The sequence below is a fragment of the Mycolicibacter senuensis genome (assembly GCF_002101885.1).
Classification (GTDB): domain Bacteria; phylum Actinomycetota; class Actinomycetes; order Mycobacteriales; family Mycobacteriaceae; genus Mycobacterium; species Mycobacterium senuense.
The window spans coordinates 77999-93870 of record NZ_LQPS01000046.1 but is presented as its reverse complement, the minus strand read 5'-3'; the positions used below and the strand labels follow the sequence as shown (position 1 = coordinate 93870).

15 protein-coding genes are annotated in these 15872 nt (G+C 69.1%); 2 read left to right on the top strand and 13 right to left on the bottom strand.

Features of this window, described 5'->3' with window-relative positions; translation table 11 throughout:
• Positions 1 to 120: 120 nt before the first annotated feature.
• Positions 121 to 1761: a carboxylesterase/lipase family protein gene (locus AWC24_RS18005; protein WP_085087422.1), complete on the bottom strand. Its 1641-nt coding sequence runs from the start codon at positions 1759 to 1761 to the stop codon at positions 121 to 123.
• A gap of 168 nt (positions 1762 to 1929) precedes the next feature.
• Between AWC24_RS18005 and AWC24_RS18000 the strand changes: the two genes are divergently transcribed.
• A complete protein-coding gene (locus tag AWC24_RS18000; protein WP_085087419.1) occupies positions 1930 to 3183 on the top strand; it encodes a cytochrome P450 in 1254 nt (417 codons plus the stop codon).
• Here the strand turns inward: AWC24_RS18000 and mftG are convergent.
• The 7 genes from mftG to mftA form a co-directional block, all read right to left on the bottom strand.
• Complete coding sequence (mftG, locus tag AWC24_RS17995; protein WP_085087416.1) at positions 3165 to 4610, bottom strand: mycofactocin dehydrogenase MftG; 1446 nt, start codon at positions 4608 to 4610, stop codon at positions 3165 to 3167. The two genes, AWC24_RS18000 and mftG, sit on opposite strands and share 19 nt — an antisense overlap.
• Positions 4611 to 4616: 6 nt before the next feature.
• Positions 4617 to 6032 carry a mycofactocin biosynthesis glycosyltransferase MftF gene (gene mftF / locus AWC24_RS17990; RefSeq protein WP_085087413.1) on the bottom strand — a complete coding sequence of 472 codons (1416 nt, stop codon included), beginning with the start codon at positions 6030 to 6032 and terminating at the stop codon, positions 4617 to 4619.
• Positions 6029 to 6784, bottom strand: a complete 756-nt coding sequence (gene mftE / locus AWC24_RS17985) for a mycofactocin biosynthesis peptidyl-dipeptidase MftE (protein WP_085087410.1) — start codon at positions 6782 to 6784, stop codon at positions 6029 to 6031. The genes mftF and mftE overlap by 4 nt, the downstream gene beginning before the upstream one ends.
• Positions 6785 to 6955: 171 nt before the next feature.
• Entirely contained in the window at positions 6956 to 8149 is a 1194-nt protein-coding gene (gene mftD / locus AWC24_RS17980; RefSeq protein WP_085087407.1) for a pre-mycofactocin synthase MftD, read from the bottom strand.
• A gap of 3 nt (positions 8150 to 8152) precedes the next feature.
• Positions 8153 to 9340, bottom strand: coding sequence for a mycofactocin radical SAM maturase (gene mftC / locus AWC24_RS17975; RefSeq protein ID WP_085087405.1), 1188 nt, complete (start codon positions 9338 to 9340; stop codon positions 8153 to 8155).
• A complete protein-coding gene (gene mftB / locus AWC24_RS17970; RefSeq protein WP_085087402.1) occupies positions 9337 to 9654 on the bottom strand; it encodes a mycofactocin biosynthesis chaperone MftB in 318 nt (105 codons plus the stop codon). Before mftB ends, mftC begins: the two co-directional genes overlap by 4 nt.
• 2 nt (positions 9655 to 9656) lie before the next feature.
• Complete coding sequence (gene mftA, locus AWC24_RS17965) at positions 9657 to 9758, bottom strand: mycofactocin precursor MftA (RefSeq protein WP_041318669.1); 102 nt, start codon at positions 9756 to 9758, stop codon at positions 9657 to 9659.
• Positions 9759 to 9866: 108 nt separating this feature from the next.
• Here mftA and mftR point away from each other — a divergent pair, with 108 nt between their 5' ends.
• Positions 9867 to 10466, top strand: coding sequence for a mycofactocin system transcriptional regulator MftR (gene mftR / locus AWC24_RS17960; RefSeq protein ID WP_085087398.1), 600 nt, complete (start codon positions 9867 to 9869; stop codon positions 10464 to 10466).
• A 91-nt stretch (positions 10467 to 10557) separates the two neighbouring features.
• Here the strand turns inward: mftR and AWC24_RS17955 are convergent, their stop codons facing one another.
• The 5 genes from AWC24_RS17955 to AWC24_RS17935 are packed head-to-tail and all read right to left on the bottom strand — an operon-like array spanning position 10558 to position 15812.
• Positions 10558 to 11604 carry a TIGR03857 family LLM class F420-dependent oxidoreductase gene (locus tag AWC24_RS17955; RefSeq protein ID WP_174813700.1) on the bottom strand — a complete coding sequence of 349 codons (1047 nt, stop codon included), beginning with the start codon at positions 11602 to 11604 and terminating at the stop codon, positions 10558 to 10560.
• Positions 11601 to 11984, bottom strand: coding sequence for a nuclear transport factor 2 family protein (locus tag AWC24_RS17950; protein ID WP_174813699.1), 384 nt, complete (start codon positions 11982 to 11984; stop codon positions 11601 to 11603). Before AWC24_RS17950 ends, AWC24_RS17955 begins: the two co-directional genes overlap by 4 nt.
• Positions 11981 to 13051: a phosphotransferase gene (locus AWC24_RS17945; RefSeq protein ID WP_174813698.1), complete on the bottom strand. Its 1071-nt coding sequence runs from the start codon at positions 13049 to 13051 to the stop codon at positions 11981 to 11983. Before AWC24_RS17945 ends, AWC24_RS17950 begins: the two co-directional genes overlap by 4 nt.
• A complete protein-coding gene (locus tag AWC24_RS17940) occupies positions 13048 to 14151 on the bottom strand; it encodes an alpha/beta hydrolase (RefSeq protein ID WP_085087448.1) in 1104 nt (367 codons plus the stop codon). The genes AWC24_RS17945 and AWC24_RS17940 overlap by 4 nt, the downstream gene beginning before the upstream one ends.
• Before the next feature lie 5 nt (positions 14152 to 14156).
• Complete coding sequence (locus AWC24_RS17935; RefSeq protein WP_085087391.1) at positions 14157 to 15812, bottom strand: flavin-containing monooxygenase; 1656 nt, start codon at positions 15810 to 15812, stop codon at positions 14157 to 14159.
• Between the last annotated feature and the right edge of the window lie 60 nt (positions 15813 to 15872).

Sequence of the window (15872 nt, the reverse complement as noted above, 5' to 3'; positions counted from 1 at the left end):
CGACACCCCGGCCCAACGCCTAGCCGCCCTGATCAAGCAAGCAGCATGAGGAAATGCACTAACCGCTTGACTTTGAGCCGCGGATTTTCGCAGTGAGCGCACGTTCGGTGGATGCGCAGATCAACTCCGCACCGTTGCCCAGAAGTCACACCGGTGCGCTGCGGCGAAGTCGGTGATCATCCGGCTGCCGTCGGGTCGCAGCGACATCCACCGCCGGTCGGACCCGGCTGCGGCCGCAGGCCAGTCGGGCTGGCCGACCCCCACCGGCGCGCCGGTCACCACGAAGCCGGTCCAGTACTCGATCATCTGGTCGGACAGCCGCCGTTGCGCGGCATCCAGTGGCGGGGCGCCGCCGATGTCGAACAGGTAGCGCATCTCGAGCGAGTGGGTGGCGCCGATCGGGAACGGCAGGTCGTCGAAGAGCTCGGGCGCCGGCGCATGCGGGTCGGCGAACTCGTAGCCGTACACCGGCGCGCCGGCGGCCAGTCCGCGGGCCATCCGATCGGCCAGGCAGGCGAAGATGTCGTCGGTGGCGGCCGCGGCGTAGGCCAGCGAGGTGCTGCCGCCGAATCGTGCCGGCGGGTAGTGCTCGGCCACCGCGGGGCCCTCACCGGAGCCGAAGGTGTCCTTCAGCTCGTCCAGATACTCCGTGGCGGCGATCTCCCGGCCGACGCGCAGATAGCGCAGCGCGACGAACAGGGTGAACTCGTCGCGGTTGACGCCCAGCAGCACCGGTACCCGGGCCGCGGCGCCGTCCCGGAACACCCGCAGCGGGTCGGCCGGCAGCAGCGGGGTCCCGACGACCGGTCCGCTGAGCTGGTCGGTGCCGAACCGGGCGTGCCACAGGGGTTTGGTCAGCCGGTCGGCCGGCAGCCCGCGCAGGCAGGCGGCCACGTCCGAATCGTCGGCAGCGGCCTCCTTTCGGCCGGCGCACCCGATCGATTCGGTGTAGTCGCGACTGATCCGCCGCGCGTCGGCGACCTCGACTTGCGCCTGGCACGGTCCGCTCTGGATGATCGCGGCCCGGAACAGTCCGGCCGACTCCGGTGCGACCAGGTGATCGCAGACCGACATGCCGCCGGCCGACTCGCCGGCGATCGTCACCTTGGCCGGGTCGCCGCCGAAGGCACCGACGTTGTCGCGAACCCAGCGCAGCGCGGCCTGCTGGTCGGCCAGCCCATAGTTGCCGGCCTCCCCCAATGCGGGGTCGGCCAGGAAGCCCAGCGCGCCCAGCCGGTAGTTGATGGTGACCACGACGATCCGGCCGCGGACCGCCAGCCGCTGTGCGTGGTAGATGTCCCCGGCGCCCCGCATGAAGCTGCCGCCGTGGATCCACACCATGACCGGCAGCGGCTCGGCCGCCGAACCGGTCGGCGTCCACACGTTGAGTGTCAGGCAGTCCTCGCTGGTCGGGTCCACCTCGGCGGCATCCGGCTGGATGCACCACGGCCCGCGTTTGACCGCGTCGCGCACGCCCTGCCACGCCGGCATCGGCGCCGGCGGCTGCCAACGCAGCGGCCCGACCGGCGCTGCGGCGTACGGGATCCCTTGGAAAAGCCGATGATCCGGGCCGACGGTGCCCCGCAACAGTCCGGCAGAGCTTCGCACCACGTCGGCGTTGAGTGCGACTGCCCGTGGCCCGAAGCCCGGTTGCAGCGCCGCGCCGTCGGATCGCCCGCACCCGGCGAGCAGCCCGGCGAGCAGCGCCAGCACGACGGCGCCGGCCAGCGTTCCGCGGCGGCGACAAGACCCGGTCGACATGACCGATGAGCCTAATCGGCGGTTAGCCAGGCTCGACGCAGGAGAGCCGAAGCTGGACCGCCGAATCAAACCCGGCCCAATACCGGCAAAGCACCGGCACGACGAGTGGCTATCGCCGACACTGGAACGAAGCTGACACGTGTCAAGAAAATGGGGCAAGGAGCCGCGATGAGCGCACCGATAATCGATCAGGCCGCCCGGGTGTTCACCGACCCGACCGCCTATGCCGACGAACCGCGGCTGCACGCAGCACTGACTCATCTCCGGGCGAACGCGCCGGTGTCGCTGGTCGACCACCGCCCCTACCGGCCGTTCTGGGCGATCACCCGGCACGCCGACATCATGGACATCGAACGCGACAACGAGCTGTGGATCAACGAACCGCGTCCGGTGCTCGCCCCTGCCGAGGCCGACGATCTGCAGCGCTCGCTGTTGGATTCCGGAATGGGACTGCGCACGCTGATCCACATGGACGACCCGCACCACCACAAGATGCGCAGCATCGTCTCCGACTGGTTCCGGCCCAAGGCGATGCGGGCGATGAAGGCCCGCATCGACGAACTCGCCAAACGCTACGTCGACGAGATGCTGCGGATCGGCCCGGAATGCGACTTCGTTCCCGACATCGCGTTGAATTACCCGCTGTACGTGATCATGTCGCTGCTGGGCCTGCCGGAATCGGATTTCGGCCGCATGCTCCGGCTGACCCAGGAGTTGTTCGGCGGCGACGACGACGAGTACCGGCGCGGCATCACACCGGAGGAACAGCTGCCGGTGCTGCTGGACTTCTTCGCCTACTTCAACGCGCTGACCGCCGACCGCCGGGAGAACCCCACCGATGACCTCGCGTCGACCATCGCCAACGCCCGCATCGACGGCGAGCCGCTGTCGGATCTCGACACCGTCTCCTACTACGTCATCATCGCCACCGCCGGCCACGACACCACCAGCGCTGCGATCGGCGGCGGACTGCGCGCGCTCATCGAACATCCCGAACAGCGCGAGCGGCTGCGCGCAGACCTCAGCCTGATGCCCACCGCGGTGGAGGAGATCATCCGGTGGGTGACCCCGGTCAAGGAGTTCATGCGCACCGCGACCGCCGACACCGAGGTGCGCGGCGTGCCGATCGCCAAGGGCGAATCGGTGTATCTGTCCTATGTCTCGGCCAACCACGACGAGGAGGTCTTCGACAACCCGTTCGCCTTCGACGTCGGCCGGGACCCGAACAAGCACCTGTCGTTCGGATACGGCGTGCACTTCTGCGTGGCGTCCGCGCTGGCCCGAATGGAGATCGACAGCTTCTTCCGTGAACTCATCCCCCGGCTCGACGCCATCGAGTTGACCGGTGAGCCGCAGCTGATCTCAACGACATTCGTCGGGGGCGTCAAGCACCTGCCCATCCGCTACCGACTGCGGCCCTGACCGCGAATCAGCCCCGCCGCCCGATGCGCCAGCATCGCGATCGTCGCGTGCGGCCCGCGTCCGGGCACCCGCGGTAGCGCCGAGCCGTCGATCACCCACAGCCCCTCGATGCCGCGCACTCGGCACTGCGCATCGAGCACCGCGACCGCGTCGTCGGCCGGGCACATCGGGGCACTGCCGCACAGGTGTTGGGACGTCGACCAGTGCGGCGTGGCGACGTCGGATTGCACGCCCAGCATCGCCCCGACGAGCTCTACTCCGGACCTGAGCGCCGCCACGTCGTCGGGTTCGCTGTCGTAGCGGAGTTCGATACGGGGCGGAACCCGTGGATCCGCCGATACCAGTGTCAGACGCCCCCGGGACCGCGGGGACATCAATGCCACGCCGACGCGCGGCGGCTCCCCGGGCGCTTCCTCGCCGACCATGTCGGCGAAACCGGTGGTGTAGGGCCGAATTTCGAGGTCATCGTGATACAGCACCGCCTCCAGCGGCGGACGCCCCGGCGTTCCCGGCCAGTCCGGCGTCACCAGCCATTCCGGGTGGTCGGCACAGCTCGCCCCGACCGGCAGCACCGATCGCACCGCGACGCCGACGTGCCGCAGCATCGCCTCCTCGCCGACACCGGACAGCATCAACAGATGCGCCGACCCTATCGCGCCGGCACACAAGATGATTCGGTCCGCCGCCAGCCGCAGTGGACCGTCCGGGCCCAACGCGCGAACCGACACGGCCCGCTCTCCCACGATGTCGACGCCCAACGCCGCCACCCTGGTGAGCAGCGTCAGGTTGGTCCGCGGCAATGCCGGGAGCAGGTAAGCCGCCCCCGGGCCGGTGCGGACCCCGTCGACGACATTGAGTGGCACCGCGCCCACTCCGGGCCGGGTCGGGGCAGTTGCGTCGTTGAGGTCCGCGACCCAGCCGAAACCTGCTCGCTCCGCAGCGTCAATGAATCGCGCTGTGCCCTGGCACATTTCACGGGTACGCCGAACGGGTATCGGACCGCGGTCGCCGTGCTGATCACCGCCGAAGTCCAGGTCGGTCTCGATGGCACGAAAGGATTCCAGCACCTCGGGCCACGACCAGCCGGGTAGATCGCTGTCGAAGTCAGCGGGCAGCCCCCGGCAGAAGTAGCCACCGTTGACCGCGCCGGAGCCGCCGACGGTCGCGCCGCGCACTATCGTCATCGCCGCACCCGGGTGGCCGGTCAACTCCGCGACGTAGCGTCGCACCAACGGGCTGGCGCTGTCGATCGGCAACAGCGTGGCGTCGGCCACCTTGGCCGCCAGCACCGGATCGGACAACCCGACCCCGGACTCCAGCACCGTCACCGTACACGCTGGGTCCGCCGAGAGCTGTTCTGCCACAATCGACCCTGCGCTACCGGCGCCCACCACGAGCACATCGCTGTGCACCACCGGAGCCGTCAAGGTGCCCTAGCTGCGCAGCTGTGGCTTGAGTGCGGCGAGGTTGCGCTCCCGCAGCACCCCGCCCCACAGACCGGCCCCGTACGCCAGATCGTCGACCCGCTTGAGCAGCAGGTAGGCGGGCAGCCCCAGCGGGCGGGTGTCGTCGCCGTCGCAGCGTGCGTGCCGCAGCCAGTCCACTATTCCGTCGCTGACCGCCGCCAGCAGCACCACTCGTCGGCAGCGCTGCGACACGCACGCGGCCAGCAGCGCTATAGGCCAGTAGTGCCGGCACAGCGCCGAGGCGATCTGCAGCCCGGCCGCCGCCAGGCCGCGCAGCGTCACCGCCAGCACATCGGCGGGCGCGGTGTCGGCTCCGCGCATCGACCTGGCGACCCGATGGCCGGTCAGCGCCGTGATCGCCGCGGACACCAGGTAGCCCAGTGCCGACCCGAGCGCCATCAGTGCCCAACCCGCCAGCGCCCAGCCGGAGATCACCATCGGGGCCGTCTTGTCCGGGTGACGCGCGGACAACGGTGCCGCCGATCCGCCGTAAAAGGCTTTGCGCGCAACCCAATCCCGCAGCGCAACCCGATGATCGTGGGCCACCAGCGCGATCGGCTCGTAGCGCAGCCGGCTGCCGGCGTCCACCAGCCGCCAGCACAGGTCGACGTCCTCACCGGAGCGCAGCGCCTCGTCGAAACCGCCGAGCTCACGCAGCGTCGAGCAGCGACAGATGATCGCCGCGCTGGGAACATAGGCGACTTTGCCGTACGGGACCACGGGGGCCTCGCACCCGCCGAGGTCCAGTGACGAACGGATCGCCTCGTACCGCGCCACCAGGTGGTCGTGAGCGGCCATACCGACGATCCGGGGGGCGACCAGCGCCACGGTGGGATCACAGAAGTGTCCGAGCAGCGCTTCCAGCCACCCCCGGCGCGGCACCACGTCGGAGTCCAGGAACGCCACGAAATCCGTCGTGCAGGCGCGCAGCCCGGTATTGCGCGCGGCCGCGGGCCCCCTGGCCGCCGGGTGGCGCAGCACCTCGACCTCGCAGCAATGCGCCGCTGCCAGGTCTTCCGCGCGTACCGGGACCTGCGACCCGTCATCCACCACGACCACGCGCAGCCCACGCAGCGACACGATCAACCGGTTGAGGCCGACGACGTTGTCCCGCACCGGAATAACGACAGTCACGTCACGATGCGACGGCCCGCCCGCCGGCCGCGGGTGGGCCACCGTGGCGTCGAGCAGGGTGCGGGCCAGCTGGGCGCTGACGGCGTCGCGCACTTCCAGGCGACCGTCGGACAGCATCCCCTGGGCGGCAGGCGCCAGCCGCAGCAGCCGGGTGGGCGAGCCGCCCAACAGCGTCGACCCGCGGCCCAGCACCCGCACCTTCCGATCGACCTGCACCGCGAAACCGTCAGGTAGTCGGGCCGGGGTCATCGCAGCATCCCGTCCGGCCCGGGAGCCCAGGCGTGGATCGCCGCCACACCGCTGTCCACCATCCCGGCGAACAGTCGTTGCCCCTCGGCGGCGGTGGCGGTCGTCGGGTCACCGAGCACTCCGACCGCACTCACTGCGGCGACACCGCCGCGCCGCATCACCGGCAGCAGCTGCGCCAACGGGGCACTGTTGCCCGGCCGTGCCTGCTCAAATCTCACGTCATCGGGCGAAAGATACAGCAGCAGAGAGGTTTCGGTGTGACCCGCGTGCGCATCGACCGCTGCGGTGGCACACGGCAGCCAGGCGACGTCGCGCGCTTCGACGCGCAACCGGCCTACCGCCTCGGCCAGCGCGGGCACGTTGCCGCCGTGGCCGTTGACGAAGACCACCCGCTGCGCCCAGCAGCAGGCCGACCGGCCGTACTCCAGCAACACTTGACTGAGCACCTCGGTGCCGATCGAGATGGTTCCGGCAAAGCTCTGGTGCTCCCCACTGGCGCCGTAGGCCACCGCGGGCGCCACCGACCAGCCGTGCGCGTCGCGTCCCTTGCCGGTTCTGCCCAGTCGCCCGGCCACCGCCCGGGCGAGTGCCTGGGCGATCCGGGTGTCGGTGTCCAGCGGCAGGTGCGGACCGTGCTGTTCGGTCGATCCGACCGGGACCAGCAGGGTCAACGACTGCCCCGGCGGCTGGCGCTCTAGCCGGCTCTGCAGCTCGTCCCAGGTGGAACTACCGAGCTCGCCACGAACCGCCATCGGACGATGGTAAGCGAATTCATCTGCCGTACACCAGGTGTTGACGAGGAACGCAAAGAAATTTCTGGCCGTCGGCTTTCCGGGGCGACCGGCGACCATCACGCCCGTCCCGTCCGCCACGGCAGCACCACGGGTCCGGTCTCGAGTTCGCAGGTGGACGGTCTGAGCGGGCTACCGGCCTCCGTCGGAGGGCACGCCGAGCGCGCGGGCGAAACCGGGCGGGATCACGATGTCGTCCGCTGACAGATCGTGCACGGAGGCCCGCCCGAGGCCCATCAGGGCCGAGTCGACCCCGCCGCGCAGGATGTCGAGGACGTTCTCCACCCCGGGCTGTCCGGCTGCGGCCAGCCCCCACAGGTAGGCGCGGCCGATCATCACCGCTCGGGCGCCCAGGGCCAGTGCCTTGACGACGTCGCTGCCCCGGCGGATGCCGCCGTCCAGCAAAACGTCGATCTGGTCGCCGACCGCCTCGGCGACAGCGGGCAGCGCCCGGATCGCCGCCGGCGTGCCGTCCAGGTTGTTACCACCGTGGTTCGACACCGAGATCGCCGAAACCCCGGCGTCCACAGCCTTTTTCGCATCGTCGACCCGCATGACCCCCTTGAGCATGAAGGGTCCGCCCCAGAGTTCGCGCAGCCAGGCGATGTCCTCCCAGGTCGGCGGCGGTGTTCCCATCCACTCGCCGTAGGCCTGGAAGAACGGCGGGCCCGGTTCGCCGCGTCGGCCCTGGTTGGGCACCCGCAGGCTCGGCGGGCGCAGGGTCTTGGCCCACTGCAAAAACCACCGCGGCCGGCCCAGCGCCTCGGGCATCATCTTGATCATGGTCTTGAGGTCCATCTGCTCCGGGATCTTGGGGCTTCCCCAGTCCCGGCCGTGCGAGAAGGACCAATCGGTGGTGGCGATCAGGCCCACCGCACCGGCGGCCCGGGCGCGCTCGACGCGTTCGGCGATCGCATCGCGGCCCCCGAGCCAGTAGATCTGAAAGAAGGTCTTGGGGTTGGCGGCGATGACCTCTTCCATCGGCTTGCTGGCGAACGACGACAGGCCCATCGCGGTGCCGCGCGCGGCGGCCGCCCGTGCGACGGCGACCTCGCCGTCCGGGTCGACCGCCTGCACACCCGTCGGCGAGATCATTACCGGAAACGAAAGTTCCTGGCCCATAACGGTGGTCGACAGATCACGCTTCTCGCACGCGCCGACCACGTGCGGGGCGAAACCCAGCTCGCTGAACGCCTCGACGTTGTCGGAGACGGTGACGCCCTTCTCGCTGGCCGAGATCAGCGACGAGTACGCGGACTTCGGGAGGCGTTTGCGCGCACGTTCCTGGGCGATGGCGACGGTTTCGAACCAGATATCACGAGCCATGGGTCAGATAGGACTTTCATCGCACAGCCGTTTGGGCGGCTTCGTCGGGGTGAGCAGGGTCAAGGATTGCCTTGTGCTGCTGCGCTTTCCGCGCGAGTGGTCGCTGCTCGGCCGCGGCTTCTGCCGTTCGCCGGCCAGCGCCTGCTCGCCGAACCCACGCACGCACTCGGGGTCGGGTCCGTCCATCGGAAGGCCGGTGAAGAACTTGGCGGCCATGCAGCCGCCCCGGCAGGTGTCATACAGCGGGCAGCTGGCACAGGCGCCGCCCGCCGTGGGGCTGCGCAGCTCGTTGAACAGCTTGGAGTGCTTCCACACCTGATCGAACCCGCCGTCGGTCAACACGTTTCCGGCCAGGAACTCGTCGTGGATGGCAAAGGGGCAGGCGTAGACGTCGCCGACCGGGTCGATCAGGCAGACCACCCGTCCGGCTCCGCACATGTTCAGGCCGGCCAGCGCACCGGACTCACCGAGTGGCGCCAGGTGGAAGAAGGAGTCGCCGGTCAGCACCCCATCGCCCTTGGCGACCAGCCAGTCGTACAGCTGGCGCTGTTGCTCGGCGGCGGGGTGCAGGTCGTCCCAGACGTCGACGCCGCGACCGGACGGGCGCAGCCGGGTGATTCGTAGCGTGGCGCCGTATCGCGCTGCCAGCGCGGCGAAGTCGTCGAGCTGGTCGATGTTGTGGCGGGTCGCCACGACGGAGATCTTGGTGTCGGCGAAGCCGGCCGCAGACAGGTTCTCCAGCGCGCGGATCGCCATGTCGAAGGAGCCGTTGCCGCGAATCGGGTCGTTGACCTCGGCGGTGGCGCCGTCCAGCGAGATCTGGACGTCGACGTAGTCGCTGGCCGCCAGCCTGGCCGCCACCTCCGCGGTGATCCGCAGGCCGTTGGTGGAGAACTTCACCCCGACGTGGTGGGCGGTGGCGTAGTCCACCAGTTCCCAGAAGTCGTCTCGCACCGTGGGTTCGCCGCCGCCGATGTTGACGTAGAACACCTGCATGCGTTCCAGCTCGTCGATGATGTCCTTGCACTGCTGCGTGGACAGCTCACGCGGGTCGCGCCGCCCGGACGCCGACAGGCAGTGCACGCAGGCCAGATTGCAGGCGTAGGTGAGCTCCCAGGTCAGGCAGATCGGCGATTCCAGGCCGTGCTCGAAGTGCTCGACCAGGCTCGGGGCTACGGCTGGAGCGGTCACGGTGTCTCCTTCGGGTCCGCGGGGATCAGGATGTCGGACGCCGCCAGGACGCCCAGGGCACGCAGGTACGCCGCCTCCGCGCTGGGATCGATGCCGGCGGCGCGGCACGCCGACCGCGCGTCGGGGTGCTCGGCCAGCGAGGTGACCAGCGTGACCATGGTGAGGTTCTTCAGGAACGACAGCTTGCGCGTCCCGAAGTGATACAGCAGCGCGCCGAAAGTCTCGGGCCGAACCGACACCTGCGGATGCAGGCACCAGCCGCGGTCCGGGTCGAAGGTGTCGGTGGCGCGCGCCGCCCCGGCGGCGGCGGTCACGGTCAGTAGACCCCGCACATCCCGTCGATGGACACTTCCTCGACCAGGTTCTCGACGACGAGGTCGGTGTCGGTGCTGGCTTCGGTCTGCTGCTGGGCGTCCATGGGCCGGGCCTTTCTTCGCGATGGGGTCGACAGCGCACTGTCGGATCGGTCACAATCCCGGACAGAATATGGCATCGAGTGCCGATATGGAAGTGGGTCGGGAGAAAAGTGGCCGGGACCGAGTCGCAGGTGCAGGCGAGGGTCGGCCGTCGCCGCTCGACCACGCGGGAGAACATCACCCATGTGGCCATCGACCTGTTCGCCACCCGGGGCTTCAGTGAGGTCAGCGTCGACGATGTCGCGCAGGCCGCCGGGATCGCCCGCCGCACGCTGTTTCGGTACTACTCCTCGAAGAACGCCATCCCCTGGGGGGACTTCGACGCGCATCTGCAACAGCTGCGCGAGCTGCTGGACGGTATCGAGCCGCACGCACCGCTCGGTGACGCGCTGCGCGCGGCGCTGTTGGCGTTCAACACCTTCGACGAAGGCGAGACCGCGCGGCATCGCCGCCGGATGCGGGTGATCCTGCAGACCGATGAGTTGCAGGCCCACTCGATGACGATGTACGCGGGCTGGCGCAGTGTCATCGCCGAGTTCGTGGCGCGCCGGGCCGGGGTGGCACCGACCGATCTGCGGCCGCAGACGGTCGCGTGGATGATGCTCGGCGTTGCGCTGAGCGCCTACGAACACTGGCTGGGCGACGAAGAGTTGGCGCTGACGCAGGCCCTGGGCGAGGCGTTCGACGCCATCCGCGGCGGCCTCGACTGAGGCCCTATCTTCCGCGAGCGAGCGTGTCCCCGCTCGACACACCGAGCAGATCACCGGGTTTACGCACGCTCGCGCAGAATGCGGGGACGGCTCAGCGCATGATGCCGCGGTAGGCGGCGACCACCGGCTCCAACTCGTCGGGCGTGGCGCCGTGCATGATCACCGCGTCGGCGCCGTAGCCGAACTCCGCCCGGATACGGTCGGCGCACTGCCGCGCCGAGCCGGTGGCCGCCGGTTCCAGCCATTCATCGGGGATCAGCGTCGCGATGTGCTCGATCTGCTCGGCGGTCGCCTTGTGGTCGATACCGCCGTGGATCGAGGTCACCACCGCGTCCTCCCGGAAGCGTTGCAGCACGGCGGGATCCCAGTTGTTGGTGCGCACCATCAGATCGCCGTAGCCCTGCAGGTAAGTGGCCAGCCGGCCAACGGTCTTCTTCAGCCGCAGTTCCTCGGGCAGGTGATCGCCGACGGTGGCGAAACACGACCACACCCGTACCGCGTCCGGATCGCGGCCAGCCCGCTCGGCGGCCTCTTTGACCGTTTTCACGCTGCGCTGCAAGGTTTCCGGAGTGAAGTAGGTGTGCAGAATGACATCGTCGAACAGCCGGCCGCCCAGCGCCAGCGTGTCGGGGCCGAACGCCACCAAGGCCAGCCTGATGTCCTCGTCGAAGTCGGGGTCCAAGAACAGCACCTGGTAGCGCCCGATCGGCCCGTCGTGGTTGAAGATCACCTCGCCGTGCCACAGCCGGCGCATCACCTGCGCGAAGTCCTCCAGCTGCGCGGTGGTGACGGCCGGGATGCCGAACGCGGCATACATGGCCGCCACGCCGCGGCCGAGCCCGAGGGTGAATCGCCCACCGGACAACCGGTGCATGGTGGTCGCCCAGGACCCGGTGATCAACGGGTGGCGAGTGTTGTGATTGGTTGCCGCGGTGGCGATCTGCATCCGACTGGTGACCGCGCAGGCCGCACCGACCAGCGATGACGCCTCCTTGACATTCCAGCGCTCAGAGATGAACGCGGTCCCGAACCCGAGCTCCTCGCCACGGCGGGCCTCGTCCATCAGCGCGGCCGGGCCCTCCCCTCCCGCCCCGGCCAGCAGGTAGTAGCCCAGTTCGTCGAGTACCCGCTCGGTCATGCCCAAACCCCTTGCTTGTAGCCGCAGTTCCACACCTCGGTGATCTTCCCGTCGACCACGCGGAACACCTCCATACTGCTGACGGTCAGTTCGGTCCCATCGGTCAGGGTCATCGGCGATTGGTAGACGATGGCGACATGTTCACCGTCGTCGCCGGCGACGACGAGGTTGAGTTCGAAGCGCAGCTTGTCGAACAGCTGCCAGTGATCCACCACCCGCGCAACCGCCTGGTCATGGGTCAGCGTGTGCGCTTCGCCCACCTCGTGTCGCACCACGACGTCACCGATCAATTCGTCGGCGAGTGCGAAATCGCGCTCATTCCACACCACCAGGTTGTACAGCTCCACCACCTCACGGGCACTGCGGATCCTGCTGCTCACGCAAACACTCCGATCGCATCGATGTCGTCGATCGTCGCCACCGCCCGGTCGGTCAGCGTCAAACACAGATCGCGGGAGCGTTGCGGCATGGTGTCCCAGCCGATCAGGGCGAGGACGGGAAACAACAGCAGATACGCGACGGCCATCCGGTAGTGCCGCCACGCCTCGTCGAAGCCGTAGTCGGTGACGCCGTGCGCGGCGAGCCCGGCCAGGTAGTCGCGCACCAGTTCTTCGTCGTGGCCGCGGCGGGTCTGCACCGGCAGCCCCTGGCTGACCAGATATCCGAGGTCGGCGGCACCGCAGCCCAGCGAGGCGAACTGGAAATCGACGACCTTCAGCACATCGCCGTCGAAGAACATGTTGTCGGCCCGGATATCTCCGTGCAGCAGCATCCGGCGTTCGGTCAAGGCCGCCAATGCCTGCGGGGCGAATTCGGTGAACCGCTCGGCGTATCGTGCCACCAGGCCGGGCACCGCGGCCGCGGACTTGTCGCGGTAGATCTGCCATCCGATGCCGAAGGCGGCGACCAGCAGCTCACGAACCACCGGCGTGTCGAGGCTGGGAAAGGTCTCAAGCGCATCGGCGTCGGCGGCGGTGACCGACCAGGCGTGCAAGCCGGCCAACTGCCCGATCGCCGCTCGGGCTTGTCGCATCGACAGTCCGGCGAGATGGTCGGCATTGACCCAGTCCGCCAGGTCCTCCAGCACCAGCACGAGATCCGCGCCGGCGATCAGCGCGGTGTAGACCCGGGGCGTCAGCAGCGGCGCCCTGCCTGCCACCGATTGGTAGAAGGACACTTCGCGTTGGTAGCCGCCCAGCATGTCCATGGCTCCCCTGGCCTCGGACTGCGCGGGCAGCTTGACGATCAGACTCGGTGGCAGCCCCGCTGTTCCGGTGATCTGCAGCCGGTACAACAACGACGAGAAGCCGGTGTCCTCGGCGATCCGCTCGGCACGAACATCGGTGACGACCGCGGTGTCCGAAACGGTGTCGCACGAGCGCAGCGCCGCGGTCAGCCATCGCGGTGTCACGGCGTCGATGCCGGAGGGAATCGTCAACACCGTCATCGGCTACCGCCGATCTGCGACAGGAACCGTTCGGTCTCCGCCTGCACTCGCCGCGACAGGATATGTCCGGCGTGCCCGCCGTCGTGCCAGAACAGCTTCCCGCCCCACCGATCGTGCAGGGCCACCGCGGGTTCGGGATATGCCATCTGGTCGTGGCGCGCGGCCACGATCAACCGGCGATCGGCGGCCGGTGTCGGATTCGTGGCCAACAGATCGACCACCGACATCAACGCCACGGCAGTCTCGGAGCGCAACGCGTCGGCGACGGAGAGCCCCGCCGGTCCCCACCGCCACAGATGGTGCCCGATCATCGAGTTGAGCCCGGCGATCGGAGTGTAGACGGCAACGGCGTCAACGCCGGACTCCAGGTGCGACACCAGCCCGGCGACCGGACTGCCCAACGACACGCCGGCCACCGTCACGGCGGTCGCCTGCGGCGTCACCCACCGCACCACCGCACGGACTTCGGAGATCGCGCGCATCATCCCGGCGATGTTGGCCAGCGGATCATGGCCGGGGTAGGCCGGCCAGGCGCGACGACGCACGCCGTGGCCGGGCTGGACCGGCAGCGCGATGTTGAAACCCAGGCGGTGCAGCCGCTGCACGCGCGCCACCAGCAGATCCGACCAGTTGCCCTGACCGGCTCCGTGCACCCAGATGAGCCACGGGCGCGGACCGCCGCGGTGGCGGCACACCACGACGGCCGCGGTCGCCGGGCCGTCGAACTCCGCCAACGACGGGGGCAGCTGGGGATCGTGCCGGAAGCTCAGCTGGTCGACGGCGAGGCCGACCAGTCGCCGTCGGCGACTTCCCGCCAGCCGCAACGGGTTCGGAGCCGTGTGGGCGGCGTCGATTCCCAGGCCTGCCAGCTCTTCGGCCGCCGAGCCGCACGCCGACAGCGGTCGCGCCAGCACCGGGGTCGGAGCCAGCAGTGTCATACCGGTCAGCGTCAGCTCGTCGAGCAGCACCTCTCCCAGCTGGCGCATCCCGCGTGGTGAGGATGCCGCCCAGTCCGATGAGCCCCGCAACGCGCGGACCGACCGGGGTAGCACCCCGCCCAGCCCCTGGATGATCCGTGGTACGCGCTGCGTCGACCCCATCGGCGTCATCCCAGTTTGAACCCGGTGTAGCCGCCGGCGGCGATCTCGTCGCAGCGGCGGCGGTATTCCGGGATCCCGCCGGTGTAACCCATATACATCCGCTTCTTGCCGGGGACGTTGCCGCCGTTGTACCAGGAATTGCAGCTCGGGTGAACCAGCACGGTCGGCGCGACCAACGACGTGGTGTGTTCGATCCACTCGGCTTGGGCGGTCGGCAACGCCTCGATGGTGCGGTGGCCGTTGGCCCGCAGGTAGGCGATGCAGTCACCGATCCACTCCACGTGTTGCTCCAGCGCGGCCACGAAATTGGTCGCCGCGCTGGGGCTACCGGGGCCTTGGACGGTGAACAGATTCGGGAACCCGGCGACCTGCAGTCCCAGGTAGGACACCGGCCCCTCGTCCGCCCAGACGTCGCGGAGCAACACGTCGTCGCGGCCGCGCACGTCGATACGGCTGAGCGCACCGGTCATGGCGTCGAAACCGGTGGCGTAGATGATCACGTCGAGGTCGTAATGACCCCGCTCGGTGCGTATCCCGGTCGGCGTCACGGTGGTGATCGGCTCGGCCCGAAGATCGACCAGCGTCACGTTGTCGCGGTTGAACGTCTCGTAGTAGCCCTGATCGATGATCGGTCGCTTACAGGCGAACGGGTGGCTGGGCACCAGCGCGGCCGCCGTCGCCGGGTCGCGCACGATGCGGGCAACCGCTTCGCCGTACAGTTGCGCGGCTATCCGGTTGGCTTCGATGTCGAAGAAGATGTCTCCCCAGTTCAACGCGCCCATCACCCCGTGCTCTTCGATCGCCCGGAGCTGCTCGTCGCGTGAGGCCGACGTCACCGGTGGCCGGCCCAGCATGTCCAGCAGCACCGAGAAGGCCGACAGCCGCGCGGCACCGACCGGGTGCTCGCGCTGGGCGGCGCGGATCTGGGCGTAGTCGGCCTTGAGCGCATCCAATTCGCCGGGGGCGAACGGGCGGACCTGCCAGGGCAGGGTGTAAGCGGGCGAGCGCTGGAAGACGTAGAGCTGGCCGGCTTCTCGGGCGACGACCGGGATCAGCTGAACGCCAGTGGATCCGGTGCCGACGACGCCCACGCTTTTACCGCTCAGGTCGAACCCGCCGGTCGGCCAGCGGCTGGTGTACAGCGAGGTACTTCCGAACCCGTCCATCCCGGCGATATCGGGTTCCAACGGCACCGACAGGATTCCGGATGCCGCGACCACGAACGGCGCGACGAAACACTCCCCCGCCTCAGTGGTCAGGGTCCACTCCCCGGCGTCGTCGTCGAAGCTCATCGCAATGACCTTCGTGTTGAACGCGATATCGCGGCGCAGGTCCAGCCGGTCGGCGACGAAGTTCAGGTATGCCTCGATCTCCGGTTGGGCCGGCATGGTTTCGGTCCAGACCCACTCCTGCTGGATCTCCTCGGAGAAACTGTAGGAGTACTCGATGCTCTCGATGTCGCAGCGCGCACCCGGGTATCTGTTGACCAGCCAGGTCCCGCCGACTGCGGGAGCCGTCTCCAGGACCCGGGTGTGGATCCCGAGTTCGCGCAGGTTGTGCAGCGCGTAGAGCCCGGAGAACCCGGCGCCGATGACCACCGCCTCGAAACGCTTCGGCTCGCCCGAATGCGACGTGTCGGCGGCGGCAACGGTCTGGGCCATGGTGTGACAGCCTCCCATCAGCGCCTCCGCGGGTACCGTAATAGTTACAGTATCGTGCGC

Coding starts and splice junctions, on each gene's coding strand:
- AWC24_RS18005 (WP_085087422.1), bottom strand. CDS start 1,761: ATGTCGACCGGGTCTTGTCGCCGCCGCGGAACGCTGGCCGGCGCCGTC.
- AWC24_RS18000 (WP_085087419.1), top strand. CDS start 1,930: ATGAGCGCACCGATAATCGATCAGGCCGCCCGGGTGTTCACCGACCCG.
- mftF (WP_085087413.1), bottom strand. CDS start 6,032: ATGACCCCGGCCCGACTACCTGACGGTTTCGCGGTGCAGGTCGATCGG.
- mftE (WP_085087410.1), bottom strand. CDS start 6,784: ATGGCGGTTCGTGGCGAGCTCGGTAGTTCCACCTGGGACGAGCTGCAG.
- mftD (WP_085087407.1), bottom strand. CDS start 8,149: ATGGCTCGTGATATCTGGTTCGAAACCGTCGCCATCGCCCAGGAACGT.
- mftA (WP_041318669.1), bottom strand. CDS start 9,758: ATGGACGCCCAGCAGCAGACCGAAGCCAGCACCGACACCGACCTCGTC.
- AWC24_RS17955 (WP_174813700.1), bottom strand. CDS start 11,604: ATGACCGAGCGGGTACTCGACGAACTGGGCTACTACCTGCTGGCCGGG.
- AWC24_RS17945 (WP_174813698.1), bottom strand. CDS start 13,051: ATGACGGTGTTGACGATTCCCTCCGGCATCGACGCCGTGACACCGCGA.
- AWC24_RS17940 (WP_085087448.1), bottom strand. CDS start 14,151: ATGGGGTCGACGCAGCGCGTACCACGGATCATCCAGGGGCTGGGCGGG.
- AWC24_RS17935 (WP_085087391.1), bottom strand. CDS start 15,812: ATGGCCCAGACCGTTGCCGCCGCCGACACGTCGCATTCGGGCGAGCCG.